13 protein-coding genes are annotated in these 14,262 nt (G+C 40.7%); 10 read left to right on the top strand and 3 right to left on the bottom strand.

Annotation, left to right across the window (positions count from 1 at the left end; all coding sequences use genetic code 11):
- Positions 1-15 precede the first annotated feature (15 nt).
- The 10 genes from G9Q97_RS12455 to G9Q97_RS12410 all read left to right on the top strand — a co-directional run bounded on the left by G9Q97_RS12455 (position 16) and on the right by G9Q97_RS12410 (position 10,700).
- Complete coding sequence (locus G9Q97_RS12455; RefSeq protein ID WP_166147338.1) at positions 16-699, top strand: DUF4386 domain-containing protein; 684 nt, start codon at positions 16-18, stop codon at positions 697-699.
- A 449-nt stretch (positions 700-1,148) separates the two neighbouring features.
- On the top strand, positions 1,149-2,270 hold the full coding sequence (locus G9Q97_RS12450; protein WP_166147336.1) for a sensor histidine kinase: 1,122 nt from the start codon (positions 1,149-1,151) through the stop codon (positions 2,268-2,270).
- 108 nt (positions 2,271-2,378) lie between these two features.
- Positions 2,379-2,987, top strand: a complete 609-nt coding sequence (locus G9Q97_RS12445) for an outer membrane beta-barrel protein (protein WP_166147335.1) — start codon at positions 2,379-2,381, stop codon at positions 2,985-2,987.
- 110 nt (positions 2,988-3,097) lie between these two features.
- Complete coding sequence (locus tag G9Q97_RS12440) at positions 3,098-3,742, top strand: hypothetical protein (protein WP_166147333.1); 645 nt, start codon at positions 3,098-3,100, stop codon at positions 3,740-3,742.
- 179 nt (positions 3,743-3,921) lie between these two features.
- Positions 3,922-4,560 (top strand): SatD family protein, encoded by a 639-nt coding sequence (locus G9Q97_RS12435; RefSeq protein WP_166147331.1) that lies wholly within the window; start codon positions 3,922-3,924, stop codon positions 4,558-4,560.
- Positions 4,535-5,239, top strand: a complete 705-nt coding sequence (locus G9Q97_RS12430) for a hypothetical protein (protein WP_166147329.1) — start codon at positions 4,535-4,537, stop codon at positions 5,237-5,239. Before G9Q97_RS12435 ends, G9Q97_RS12430 begins: the two co-directional genes overlap by 26 nt.
- A 523-nt stretch (positions 5,240-5,762) precedes the next feature.
- Positions 5,763-6,167, top strand: a complete 405-nt coding sequence (locus G9Q97_RS12425) for a hypothetical protein (RefSeq protein WP_166147328.1) — start codon at positions 5,763-5,765, stop codon at positions 6,165-6,167.
- A gap of 216 nt (positions 6,168-6,383) precedes the next feature.
- The gene (locus G9Q97_RS12420) at positions 6,384-7,769 is read left to right on the top strand and encodes an SGNH/GDSL hydrolase family protein (RefSeq protein WP_166147326.1); all 1,386 of its coding nucleotides are present in this window, start codon (positions 6,384-6,386) and stop codon (positions 7,767-7,769) included.
- An 89-nt stretch (positions 7,770-7,858) separates the two neighbouring features.
- On the top strand, positions 7,859-9,124 hold the full coding sequence (locus G9Q97_RS12415; protein WP_166147324.1) for an alpha/beta hydrolase: 1,266 nt from the start codon (positions 7,859-7,861) through the stop codon (positions 9,122-9,124).
- A 19-nt stretch (positions 9,125-9,143) separates the two neighbouring features.
- Positions 9,144-10,700: a sulfatase gene (locus G9Q97_RS12410; RefSeq protein ID WP_166147322.1), complete on the top strand. Its 1,557-nt coding sequence runs from the start codon at positions 9,144-9,146 to the stop codon at positions 10,698-10,700.
- Positions 10,701-10,795: 95 nt separating this feature from the next.
- Here the strand turns inward: G9Q97_RS12410 and G9Q97_RS12405 are convergent, their stop codons facing one another.
- From G9Q97_RS12405 to G9Q97_RS12395, 3 genes are read right to left on the bottom strand one after another with little or no spacing between them, the layout of a single operon-like run.
- Positions 10,796-11,350 carry a hypothetical protein gene (locus G9Q97_RS12405; RefSeq protein WP_187357724.1) on the bottom strand — a complete coding sequence of 185 codons (555 nt, stop codon included), beginning with the start codon at positions 11,348-11,350 and terminating at the stop codon, positions 10,796-10,798.
- Positions 11,351-11,361: 11 nt separating this feature from the next.
- Positions 11,362-12,180 carry a universal stress protein gene (locus tag G9Q97_RS12400; RefSeq protein WP_166147321.1) on the bottom strand — a complete coding sequence of 273 codons (819 nt, stop codon included), beginning with the start codon at positions 12,178-12,180 and terminating at the stop codon, positions 11,362-11,364.
- 4 nt (positions 12,181-12,184) lie between these two features.
- Positions 12,185-13,666, bottom strand: coding sequence for a potassium/proton antiporter (locus G9Q97_RS12395; RefSeq protein ID WP_166147319.1), 1,482 nt, complete (start codon positions 13,664-13,666; stop codon positions 12,185-12,187).
- Positions 13,667-14,262 lie beyond the last annotated feature (596 nt).

Genomic DNA, 14,262 nt, shown 5'->3' with positions numbered 1-14,262 from the left:
ATAAACAAAAACGGCATGGATCTAATCAGAAAAAAATCAATTATTGTTGGTGTATTATTAATGCTTAACATAGCTGCAGGCATCCTTAGTATAGATCCGGTAATTGATGATCCAGGTAATCTTGGAAATATTTCTATCAATGCAAAACCAATATTAATAAGAGCTTTCCTGCAGTTTATATTAGCGCTCATTTATGCAGGTATCCCTATTATTTTATACTCATTATTTAAAAAATTCAACAATGGTCTGACGATTGGCTTTCTGCTTTTTAGAATAATTTCTGTCGTATTCATTTTTATTGGCTGGTTGAGCATACTTTTGCTATTGGAATTAGGTCAGGAATTTGTAAAAGCAGGTAGCCCCGACATATCGCATTTTCAAACTTTAGATAATTTAATACGATCAGGCCGTGATTTAATAAACCATGTGGCCATGCCCTTAATTCTGAGCGTTGGCAACATAATGTTTTATTCTATTTTGTATCAATCAAAACTTGTCCCCAGGTGGTTGTCTATATGGGGACTTTTCGCCACTGTGTTGAGCGGTATTTTTGCAAGCATTCTGCTTATGTTTGGTATCATAGACATTATTACTCCTACCTATATTGCATTAGCCTTCCCCACGGCCTTATTGGAAATAGTATTAGCAATTTGGCTATTGGTAAAAGGATTTAAGCCAAATCAAATATCCATAAAATGATGCCCTTTCCATAATAAGAAACAAAGCAGAAAAAACCCGGCAAAGCAAAGACGATTCTCGCATTCATTTTAACGATCATTATTGGCTATGCTCTTTTCATTATTCCAGATGTATTCTTTGGAGTTACTAAAATTGATGGTGGAAAGATTGAAATTAACTTATTATTCATTGCTTTAATTCAATTTTTTTCAAATATCGCCTTGATATGTGCTTTTTTAAAAATATTAAAGAAAGACTTTGGCTATATCGGTCTTCGGTTGGTGAATGTGAAAAAGGACATTTTAACAGGCCTCCTATTCGGTGCCTCATGGACTATTTTTCAATTTGCATTCCTCATACCAGGCCCCGGAGGAATAAACCGTTCAGATATCAACGCCACTGCCGGAATTCTGATATGGCTTGCATTTTATTGATAATTAATTATTTTACATTAAAAGAAGTAATGTAATATGACTATATCGGAAGCAATTCGGAGGCACAAGGATCTAATTCTAAAGCGCTGGAAAGAACGGCTATATGAGGAAATACCGGAGGTAAAACGTCACGACAAGGCGGCTATTGAGAACAGTGTTCCTGACTGGCTTGAGGCCTTGATAGACTTGCTGGAAAGTACCGATAACAAAGAAATTGTTTTCAATAGTCAGGAACACGCCCTTGACCGATCCCGCTTTCAAATCTATTCCCTCAAACACATCATCAGGGAATATAATCTTTTAAAACACGAAATCTTTAATGTAACCGATGGATACGATGGGGTCCATCCCCGCGATCGTAACCTGATCATGTATGCAATAGACCTGTCCATTGAAGAAGCAGCAGAAGCATTTTATCGAATCAAGCAGGGGGTGCAGGTCAATGCCCGTTCTGTGGCAGAACAAAAAGCCGATGCCATGCAGTTGCAGGACGATAACCGGGAGCAATTCATCCGCTCGATCACCCATGATTTAAATAATCCGCTGATCAATATCAAGGGCTGCATTTCACTGTTGGAAGAAGGTCCGGATGTAAATGAAACGGCAAAAATTTTAAAAATGCTGAAGACCTGTACTGAACAGGCGGAGTCACTTATTAAAAACTTTCTGGATGTAAGTGAAGTAAACCCTACAGAAAAACTCCCTGTACGCAAAGAACTGGTGAAGATCATGGAAGAGATAGAGAACGAAGTAGCTGTATACAAACTGGCTTACCGGAATCGAATTGATATTCAATGCGCAAATTCAGACCTGGAAGCGGCCTTGGATATTGGTTTGTTTCGCCGGGCGTTCAATAACCTGATGAACAATGCCATCAAACACGGTGCAAATGCACCCATAGAGGTGCATTGTTCTGCAAAAAACGATGAGTTGGCGATTTCGGTAATCAACCAGGGCAGAACCATACCAGCAGCTGAAATGGAGCATATTTTTAATCGCTATTACAAAATTGAAGATGGCAGCCGGGGCTGGGGTATCGGATTGGCTTTTGTAAAAGAAGTAGCCCATGCCCACGGCGGGGAGGTCAAAGTAAAAAGCAACGAGGAAGAAGGAACCAGGTTTATATTTCGGATCCCCATAAACTATTTAAATAACTAATAATGAGTGTTTTAAATCATGTAACTAAATGACCAAGGTCAGTTATTATTATTAATATATTACGTTTCTTTGCCATGCTTTGAACTGTCAAACAGAGCATGACAAACCATGAAAACATTAACAAATTTCTCAGCGGCTCACAACCTCTTTGTTGGAGCGTTGGCAATAACGCTGTTGCTATCCTCAATGGTAGTACAAGCTCAGGATCGTTGGAGTTTAGAATTTCGTCCCGGAGTAAATTTGCCAACCCAAAAATTGGGTGATGCAGATTTAAAAACAGGCTATGGCTTTGAAGGGTCTTTAGCTTATAGCTTTTTGCCTCACCTTAGCGTTTATGGAGGGTGGAGCTGGAACCGATTCGGCGCTGATCAATCTTTTGCAGGCGCCAATACCGATTTTGAAGAAACGGGATATACCTACGGTCTTCAGTTTATCCACCCCATCTCCACCTCTAACCTGAGCCTGCTGCTTCGAGCAGGTGGATTAGCAAATCATATCGAACTTGAAAACAGTGATGGGGATATCATTGCCGATTCAGGACACGGGTTTGGTTGGCAGGTCGAAGCAGGGGTATCCATTCCGATCAGCGAAAAATGGCGTGCACAACCTGGCCTTAGGTATCGCGCCCTTTCACGGGATGTCAGGCTCAATGGATCGACATTTGGCACAGATCTCAACTATATCTCTCTTGGCATAGGAATCGTGAAGGTATTCTAAAGTACTGTGGTTAAAAAAACCAACCAGCATCCTATCGAGAACCCATCTCCGATGTATAAGGGGGATTGGCTCTCTGCCCATTTAGACTGCGCTTACACTCAATTATAGTTATGGACCAGACAGTAAATAAAATAGGTTTTTGGGCAGGAATTATTGCCTTTGGTTCCAGTGTTGCCTTTGTATTGGTACAGACCTTACAGCTCTTAAGGCTCCTTTCTTATCCTTATGATGAGATTTTGATCTATGGATTTTCCCTTGCCATCGTTATCCCTTTTTTGTTTGAAATGCTTGCCCTGTACCATGCAACGCCAATAGCTAAAAAAATATGGAGTCATGCTGCCCTTATCTTCACGGTTATCTATGTCGTCTTTGTTACGGCCAACTATGTCGTTCAACTGGCTACAGTTATTCCCATGACACTTGAAGGAGCAGAAGATGAAATAAAAATTCTTAGTCAAACGCCCCATTCCATGTTTTGGAATTATGACGCCATTGGTTACATCTGTATGGGCTTGGCTACATTGTTTGCTGTCCCTGTTTTTGGTAAAACAGGTATCCAAAAATGGGTTCGGATTTCCTTCTTAGCCCATGCACTGGTGACACCATTAATTGCCTTCGTGTACTTCTATCCTACCTTTTCCGAAAAACTACTGCTACTCGTTTTGCCCTGGGGAATCACGGCCCCACTGGCAATGTTGCTGCTTGCCATCATGTTTAAAAAAGGAATAAGCCCCAATACGGAATTTACCAGGTGAATTTTACGGTACTGGCCAACGTATCAAATCAAACATAGGAGCATATATGAAATCGGAGCAATTGGTACTTAAAATCGCATTGAGCAGACCCTATACTGCAGGCCCATACTACTACAATAGAAGTATATTTATTTTACAACCTATTTGGAAGTATTTAATTTTACAACTATATTTGTTGTATGAAACGTACAGAAATAGTCCTTATCGGGGATGTGATTAAATCACGAAAGCGCTTTAACCCTGAAGAATGGAAGTATTTTCACCAATTGATTAAAAAAATTAACAATGAATTCCATTCATCGATAAAAATTCCCATCACAATATATTCCGGAGATAGCTTTGGAGGTATTTGCAATAGTGTAGAATCTGCAATTGACATTCTATTAGCAATTCAAGAACACCATAAATACCATAAATCGCGAGTAGTATTGATTGAAGATGAAATTTCTTTTGGATTGGAAACAAAAAATTTTCTAAATTTAGAAGGGCCTGCGCTTTGGAAAAGTCAAGGTCTGTTGGACAATTTAAAAAAAAGCGCTTCTTTTTTCTTGTCTGATCTACAAAATGAATTAAAGACCCTTACTGTTAACACTATCCTTAATCTAATCTTATCCATTCGCAATGACTGGAGCGAAATAGAATGGGCAGTTTATAAGCATCAGGGCTTACCTATTACGCAAAAGGATCTTGCCGAAAAGTTGGAGGTTTCACAGCAGTACATTTCGAAGATTTTAAACGCATCCAAAATCAAATTGGTCCGGGAAGCTGAAAATAACCTGACACAAATACTACATGGAATCGATACTACCATTCATTAGGGCAAACAGCACCTTGACTCAAGGAGTAGTAATAGTTATCGGATATTTCATAACGTTTATTGCTACGAACTTGTTGATAAAAAGAATAATTCTAAAAGGAAAAGAAAAGATTGATGTAGATAATGATGGAAATGTAGATCAAAAGGATGAGAGGATTATTAGAGATGGTTATATAATTGGTAAATGTGAGAACATAATAATAATAACATTTGTATTGGCCGGCGAGGTGACAGGGCTTGCGTTAATTTTCGTAGCAAAAAATTTAGCAAGACAAAAAGACATAAATGATAATGCTGGTTTTTTTCTTGCCGGAACCATGATAAATTTTACAGCTACATTACTGTTTGCCTTTGTTATTAAGTATGTTCTGACGTTGATTCCAGCAGGAAACATGAATCACAAAGTCGCTGATCCAATAGGTAGTAGTCATTTTCGACACTATATCGAAAACTTCAATCAGATGGACAATGAGCTTTATATTCAGCATGTCCCCAATGATTCGGCCTTTTTATTCCTGGCAGAGCATATCCCACTTATCGAAGTTCCGGATAAAGATATTGAAGAAACGTATTCCTTCCGGTGGTGGACCTATCGGAAACACATAAAACATACGGAGGATGGTTTTGTGATAACCGAATTCTTACCCAAGGCTCCCTGGTCGGGAAAAACAATACGATAAATTGTCCGGCCGCGCATCATAATATACGAATGAGGGACCCGCGGTACGTATCGGATTATATTGGTTTCTGCTTAAACAATTTGGGATAGGAACAGCACAACATATAACCTGGGAAAAGGTTTGTTACTTTTTGTGGATGGGGCATTGAAAGCAAAACTTCTCAAATCGAACGTTTGATCTATAAAATGTAAATCCCCAAGCGAAGTAGGGTTGCTCTGGCAGATGGTTTCCGGTAAGGGGTTCTGAAGCGAATAGCAATTTATCCCCCTTGCAAAAAAAATCTTTCAAAAATATAAAAGAAATACTAGATTGAAGGAGTGTTACATGGTAAATAAAGTGCAAGTTGCAATTTGGCCTTACTGTTCCACTTCCCTGAAATAAAATTTGGAAATGCTTCAAATGATTCGGTAACAAGTTTAATGCTATATCAATTATGAATATAAAAACCTACCTACTTGCCCTTCTTTTTCTTTGTTCTCTTAAAGGGTATTAGCAAAATAATGACAGCAGGGATAATGATCGATTGGCCGAACTAAACGAGTTCTGGAAAGAAGTTTCACGCACGATTGAAGAAGGAGATTTTGAAGGTTACGCAGGTACTTTTCATGAGAAAGCAACCCTGGTTTCAGGTATTAGCAACAAAGCCTATCCCATTGCCACGGCCCTTGCAGGATGGAAAAAAGATTTTGTTGATACCAGGTCGGGACAAAGGAAATCTTCAGTAGCATTCAAATTCAACAAACGGCTGGGTGATCCCAGCACTGCATTTGAAAGCGGTATCTTTTACTATTCCTATGAATTGGACGGAGAAAAGAATGGCTATTACATCCATTTTGATGGGCTATTGGTAAAAGAAGGTACCTGGAAAATGATGATGGAATATCAAAAAAGTGCGGCAACAAAAGAAGAATGGGACGCATTGAAATAGGTTTGTAAAAATAGAATTAGCCCGTCAAGAGCTTCGGGAGAATCTGGCAGAGATAATCATCCCCCTTTGTGACTTTCTCGTCATGCTTGATTTCATGTGATTCCCCGCTAGTTTGAACAGAAAGAGGCATATTTTTAGCCAATTCTGTCCCTCCATTTTGCGAATTGCCTGCACCAATTAATGTAATAGCGTTAGTTACCAATGAAAATAAAGATAATGAATAAACACTTAGGGGTAATCCTGTTATTACTATTGAGCTTTGCACTACAAGACGGGTTTGCGCAAAGTGAGGGAGATTCGGTAGCTGAAAATACCTTGCCCTTAATTACAAAATACATTGATCTGGGTGGTAATGTTCATGTGGTTACCTGTACCCGGGGAGAACAAGCACTAGAAGGACATCATTTCACCATTGAAACTCCGAAAACCGTGGCCGATTTTTTAACCTGCCACGCACTTGAGCACCTTCCGCTAGATGCTGCCAATTACCACACCAAGCGGGACGGCCTTAAAAATGCTCAAATCAAGTTTGAACGGGATAAAAAGGGGAAAGTAGCATTTTTGGGTGGCTCGATCACCCATAATCCAGGATGGCGGGACAGTGTTTCTCTCTACCTCCAAAAGCGTTTTCCGGAAACTGAATTCGAATTTATCGAGGCGGGAATTCCTTCCATGGGTACCACCCCGGCCGCCTTCAGGCTTGTGCGGGATGTACTATCAAAAGGAAAAATAGATTTACTTTTCGAAGAAGGGGCCGTCAATGACGCATCAAATGGAAGAACCTCCCTGGAGCAAATCCGGGCCATGGAAGGAATTGTACGGCATACCTTAATGGCCAACCCGGATGCAGCGATTGTAATCATGCATTTTGCAGACCCTGATAAAATAGAAAGCTATTCCAAAGGAATAGAGCCAGAAGTGATTGCAAATCACACAAAAGTAGCTGAGCATTATCACATCCCAACGATCAACCTGGCAAAAGAAGTTGCCGATAGGATAGCAAATGGGGAATTTACCTGGGAAGACGATTTCAGGGACCTTCACCCATCCCCTTTCGGTCAGGGTATTTATGCCAACTCCATCAACCACTTTCTTTCCAATGCGTTTTCAAGTCCCCTTGATGCCGATAATAAGGTATCCTCCCGCATACTCCCCGAGAAAATCGACACCTATTCATACGACAGGGGGAGTTTAGTAGATGTTGAGGCTGCCAAATTCGACAAGGGATGGCACATCGATCCATCATGGAATCCTGAAGACGGCTCCGGTACCCGGCCCAACTACGTAAATGTACCCATGTTGCGGAGCGATATACCCGGCAGCACAATGAAATTTAAGTTTAATGGATCTGCAGTGGGTATTGCCGTTGCGGCCGGCAAAGACGCAGGAGATATCGAATACCGAATCGACAAAAAAGAATGGAAAACACTACGGCTTTTCACCAGGTGGAGTGCGGGACTACACCTGCCCTGGTATTATACCCTGGCCTCTGAATTACCCGAAAAAAAGCATTTATTGGAAATCCGAATTGCAAGCACCAAAGACGAAAAAAGTACTGGCAAGGCCTGCACCATCCGCTACTTTTACGTTAACAAGAATTGACAAAAAACGACAGGGAAACTTTGAATAATTGGGTCTTTTGGCCTACTTTTAATTTTACTTATTACTCAACCACTAATCAAAACTTTTGAATGAAGCTTATCCCTATCCTTACAATAGTTATTGCATCTACACTATTCGGTTGCAGTGGGAGTGAAGCAACTTCTGATGAAATTCGTAAAGGCCTGGAAAATTGGTTGGCTAAACCAGTTTCCGAAAGGGAGCCCTTGGGAAATCTTGAATTCTCAAAAAGGCCTTTGACAAAGAATGAAGCAGAAAATTTCACAACCATTCTTTTTGAGGACAAGCAGCGCCAACTCATTAAGGACTATGGGCAACAGTGGGCGTCTCGTGAAATAAGTTACAAGGGAATGAAAATGCCTTTCTTTTACCAGAAATTTGGCGAGGAGCCAACAGCCGGTAGAAGTTTGTTTATATCACTGCACGGTGGAGGCAATACCCGGCCTGAAAACAACGACCAACAGTACGAAAATCAAAAGCACCTGTACGATCAGGCCATGAGTAGCCTGGAGGGCATCTACCTGGCACCCAGAGCCCCTACCAATACCTGGAATTTATGGCATGAAAATCACATTGATGATTTTTTCACCCTCCTAATCCGGCTTTCTGTGGCATTGGAAAATGTTAACCCCAATAAAGTTTATTTACTGGGGTATTCTGCAGGCGGTGATGGTGTCTTTCAACTGGCACCCCGAATGGCAGACAGATGGGCGGCAGCATCCATGATGGCCGGACACCCCAATGAAACCTCACCCCTGAGCCTGAAAAACACACCTTTTGCGCTACACATGGGTGCATTGGATGCTGCTTATGACAGAAATCTTAAAGCTAAGGAATGGAAAACCATGCTGGACAGCCTGGAAAACAATGCCCCTGGTACCTATGTCCACCAGGTAGTACTTCATGAAGGAAAGGGCCATTGGATGGAATTGGAAGATGCAGCCGCATTATCCTGGATGTCAACCCACAAACGCAATCCCATTCCAGAAAAAATTGTCTGGAAACAAGATGACAGACATCACCCGGATTTTTATTGGCTGGGTGTTCCGGAAGATTTAATTGAAACTGGCGGGGAAGTTATTGCAACATACAGCAGGTCGCGGAATGAGATAAACGTCCTTTCCAATTACAGCAGCATACTGAAAATTTACATCAACGATGACATGTTGGATTTGGACGCCCCCATCACCGTGAAATACCAGGGTGAAATCATTGCCGAAAAGACATTTAAAAGATCCCTTTCGGCAATTTACAATACGCTTTCACCAAAGGGAGATGCAGAACTGTCCTTCCCTTGCGTACTGACACTTATCGATAATGATACATTGGGTGAATGAGCAAACGAAGAAAACAACCATGAGAAAGCTCTATCGAAACTGCTTACCCTTTTTGGCAGCCACATCGCTGCTGCTATTCAATAACTGCAAGGCTCCACAAAAAAATACAGAAGGGAAACCAAATATTTTATTCATAGCTGTGGATGACATGAATGACTGGGCCGGATTTTTATCGGGACATGCCGGGATGAAAATCCATACACCCAATATCGATCGTCTGGCTGCATCATCCATGGTATTCACCAATGCCCATACTCCGGCCCCTGCCTGTGCACCAACAAGGGCAGCGATACTTACAGGTATACATCATGCCCGTTCCGGAACGCAAAACGTGTACTGGGGAGATGGGCCAAAATGGAGGGAATTTGATGCATTAAAAGAGGTACCAACCCTGGAGCAATTTTTCAAAAAAAACGGCTATAAAACACTGGGCGCAGGCAAAATTTATCACAGCCAGGCACCACCCTGGGCTCCTACCAGCCAGGTAGAACCGGCTAACTGGGATTTTTACTATCCCAGTCCGTATATTTCCCATCCCTTCCAAATCCGTGCCCCCAAAGACGTCATTTATCCCGAGGAGGTGGACAACGAAAACAGACCCGGCGGCGGTGCCGATGGATGGTGGACATGGGGAGCCATTCCTGTTCCGGACGAAAAAATGGCCGATTACCATGTGGCAGATTGGGTAAGTTACCAACTTGGTCAGGATCACGAGAAACCCTTTTTCCTGGCTGCAGGCATGTGGAAACCACATGACCCCTGGGAAGTTCCTCAAAAATATTTTGACATGTATCCCCTGGAAAACATTGTTTTGCCGGAACGTAAAAAGGATGACCTTGAGGATGCTTTTGACCATGGTCGTCGTTGGATCATGGAATGGGTGCTGGACAACAAGCAATGGGAAAAAATCATCCAATCCTACGCCGCCTCCATCACCTTCTCCGATGCCATGGTGGGAAGATTGCTGGATGCACTGGAAAAATCCGAACATGCTGATAACACGATAGTTGTTTTATGGTCCGACCATGGCATGCACATGGGAGAGAAGGATAATATTGAAAAATTCACGCTTTGGGAACGGTCCACACGGGTACCCTTGCTCATAGCTGTCCCTGGAATGGAGCTGGGAGGGGCACATTGCGATCAACCGGTGAGTTTGATGGACCTGTATCCCACTCTGGTCGACCTCAGTGGATTTGACCTTCTCCCACATCTGGATGGCAATAGCCTGCTCCCTCAACTCAAGGATCCTGGAGCTGAGACATCGCCGGTTATTACCAGTTACAAATTTGGCAATGCCCAAAAGCCCGGGGTCAGCGGTCATGCAGTAAGAAGCATGAGGTACCGGTATATCTACTATCCGGAAATCAACCTTGAAGAACTTTACGATCACGAAAATGACCCGGATGAATGGGAAAACATTGCTTATAGAAAAGCCCATACCCAGGTCATTGAAGAACACCGAAACGTATTGCGCAACATGTTACCTCAGTTGACCTGGGAAGGGGGGCCCCCTGACGGCTATTCAATCGATGACGAGGGCTTTGTATCAAAAAACAATTTTGAACCCCTTTAACTCCTCCATAGTATACGGGCATAGTGCTGGTTCACGATCGGATCTGGAATGAGGCCGTATCTGCAATTCCATAATTGATCTTTTCATTCCCTGGATCAATATTGTTCATGCCGTGATTTGGTACCAAACATGCTAATATAAGCGAAGGCCCCAAATGCTATGAGTAGTAAACCGATGATGTTTGTAATGGTTGTAAAAAAGCCTATAAACAGAACCAACATTCCTGAAAGCAACATTCTCTCTGAGTAATGCAATAGTTCCATCGCTGATAAACTTTCTATGTCGCGCGAAAACTTGTAAAGTTCCTTGTCAATATTAATTTGCGCAATGAAAATCCAAACAATTGCCAGCAGCATGATCAGTAAGCCCATAAGGTTTATTGATGGATGATGAAACTTATCAAGGGGTAGGAATACAAAATATAAATCAGGAACAACGGAGTATATAATCGTCATTATCCCAAAAATTGAAAAAATAATCCAAAAAATCAAACTCACACGCTTCATTCGATTGTACTGAAAAATTCTTTCTTTTGTCCCTGCTATCACGGTAAAGGGCTTAAATTTTCGGAACTGATTCCAAAAAATAATCAAACAGGTAGCCACAACCATAAAAGAGGGCAAATACAACTGTAAAGTCGGGTCGGTCATAATTTCAGATTTCAGGGTAAAACAATTAACGGCGTTTGTCCTTCATAAACCAACTCATTGATTAGAAACCTTCTAAAAAGTTGGTCAGTCAATAGACGGGAGCCTTTTTGAACGATCAGCATTTCATCAATTCTATTGTTTATCACTTGCTTAATATCTTCAAAAGGATTACTTCCTTCATAAATTTCGAAATTTGTAACAAACTTGTCGGCAAATAATTCTTCTAACCCTCTTAGCTTTTTTTCCATATCCTTCGTTTTTTCGTTGGGTTTAGCCAAATAGAAAAAGGTAAGGTTTGTGTTTTCCTTGTCAATAAAATTCAAAAGCCTGTTTAATTCCTGAATATTCAAGGGGTATTTTTCAGTGACTGCCACAAAAATTTTTGTGTGTGAAAAAGTAGAAATTTCCTGAGGAATGGCTACAATAATGTTTTTTGTTTTATCAATAATTTCAAGAGCTACGCTACCAAGAAATATTCTTTTTAGCATTCCTGTTCCTTTGATCCCTGAAAAAATCAAATTATCAAAGGGTTCCTCTATAAGGTTGTTTAAGGTAAGTAGTAAATTTTTCTCCGAAACTGAATAGGATACTTTAATCGAGGGGGAAATCAATTCCTTCGCTAAGGATTTCAATTTCCGAAGAGATTCATTGTTAGTGTGTTGAGCAATTTGATTTCGGCTTTCCTTGTCCGAAAGAGAAGGTGCTAAAACAATGGTTTGATGTACCAGGAGCAGTTCAGCGTCTACTTGTTTACCCCATTCACAAGCATACCGGATCAGGTTATTCGAATAAATTGAAAAGTCAATAAGTATAATAAATCGCTTTTTCATTGGTTTAGGGTTTTGTTTCTCTATCGTGATTGAATAAACAATCTTGCACTTTAGTGAAATCACTTTGGTTGTCAGCAAGTACCATCAATATATCATTTGCTTCTAATTCCGTTGAGCCACCTGGCCGTATATATTCTTCTGATCTTTTAATCATCACAATAAATGCCGATTTTGGAAAATTTAAATCAACAATTCTTTTATTTACTGCATAATAATCAGGCTTAATTTCAAATTCCTGCAAGGATGATTTTGGGAGGTCTAAGATCAGTTGATCTACTTCAGTAATCTTTTTGGCCTTTTCTGGGAGAGCCACTTTAAGCCATTTAGCAAACAATGATAACGTTGTTCCCTGGATAAGTACTGATGTTACGGAAATAAAAAAAACAATGTTGAAAATCATATTCGCATTTTCAATCCCTGCCAGAAGAGGATAGGTGGCAAAAACGATCGGAACAGCCCCCCTCAATCCAACCCACGAAATGTAAAATCTTCGTCTCAATTTCATTTTGAAGAAAATCAAACTCAGAAATACGCTAACGGGTCGGGCAACGAGAATAAGGAAAAATGAAATTAGCATTCCTATGCCGAAATAAGGAATAATTTGAGAAGGAAAAACAAGTAAGCCTAATGTAAGGAAAAGTACGATTTGCATTAACCAAGCTAACCCATCATACATTCTGAAAATCGTTTTCTTGTGGATGAGGTCTTGATTACCCAGGTAAACCGCACAAATGTAAATAGCTAAAAACCCATTCCCTCCTACAAAATCTGTAGCAGAAAACGTAATAAACATCAATGCTATCACCAAAACAGGATAAAGACCTTCAAAGTCCAAGTCAATTTTATTAATAATGAATTTGCTAATTCTTCCAAAAGCAAACCCCGCAATGCCTCCTACAATCATTTGTTGAAAAAACATGGGAATGATGGAAACAATGCTTAGGTCCTGGTTGATCACCAAGGTTAAAAATGCAATCGTCATTACATATGCCATGGGGTCGTTACTTCCACTTTCCAATTCTAAGGTGGGGCGCAGATTAGTTTTCAGTGCCAGGCTTTTTGATCGTAAAATTGAAAATACGGCTGCTGCATCTGTAGATGAAACTATAGATCCCAATAACAAACTTTCATAAATCGTAAAGTCTGTTACAAACCAAACGAATGTGCCAAGGGATACGGCTGTAAGAAATACACCCAATGTGGACAAAACTATTCCTTCTCTTAAAATCGGCCTAACGGAAGTCCAACTGGTGTCCAGCCCCCCAGAAAATAATATAAAATTTAGTGAGACAACGCCTATAAATTGAGCCGCTTTTGGGTCATCAAAACGGATACCACCAATTCCGTCAGAACCTGCTAACATCCCAATCGCTAAAAACAACAATAATGTCGGGACACCAAATTTATAGGACGTTTTGCCTACTACTATACTAATAAAAAGTAATATTGAGCCAACTAACAGTATGTTTTCTATAGTTAAATTCATTTTCTATTCCGCAAATTGATACCTGGGCAAAAGTAAATACGCTCCCAGGGTAAGACCCTGGAAATTTTAAGGATGTATTTTAGGAAACCTCCGTTGAAAGACCGCAGCAGTTGAATTCCCAATATAAGCATTATTTGAACAATTTTCTCCCTGAATTTTGACTGTAAAATACCTGAAAAAATAAGGGCGGTACCACTCCCCCCATGTATCTCTCCCTTTAAGATGGTTTTCCCTAAAAAAACATTTTTTGTTTTCAAAAACAGTGCCGTCATAAATCCAATCCAGCCTCATGAGATTCCTTCCCGGAAAAATTTCGAAGGTGACGGTAAATAAAAAATGTATCATTAAAACCCGAAAACCTGTCGGGCTTTTGTTGAAATTCAGTCAACAAAAATCGTTGGGGAGATGAAGCCTGACAGGTTTGATCCTATCTTTATCAATTGGGTCTACGCCGAATAAAATTATAAACAGATAAAAGGTCGGCCCGTTTCTGGTTATTTTACGCTTTGGACCGCCCACCGGTTGGATATCCCCCGTTAAAAAGATGCGCATTGGTGTAAAAATAGTTTTACTTATGGGCGGATTGCAATTGAATA

Source organism: Cyclobacterium plantarum, from assembly GCF_011290685.1.
GTDB lineage: Bacteria > Bacteroidota > Bacteroidia > Cytophagales > Cyclobacteriaceae > Cyclobacterium > Cyclobacterium plantarum.
The sequence above is the reverse complement of the archived record's forward strand: the minus strand, read 5'-3'. Positions and strand labels throughout refer to the sequence as shown.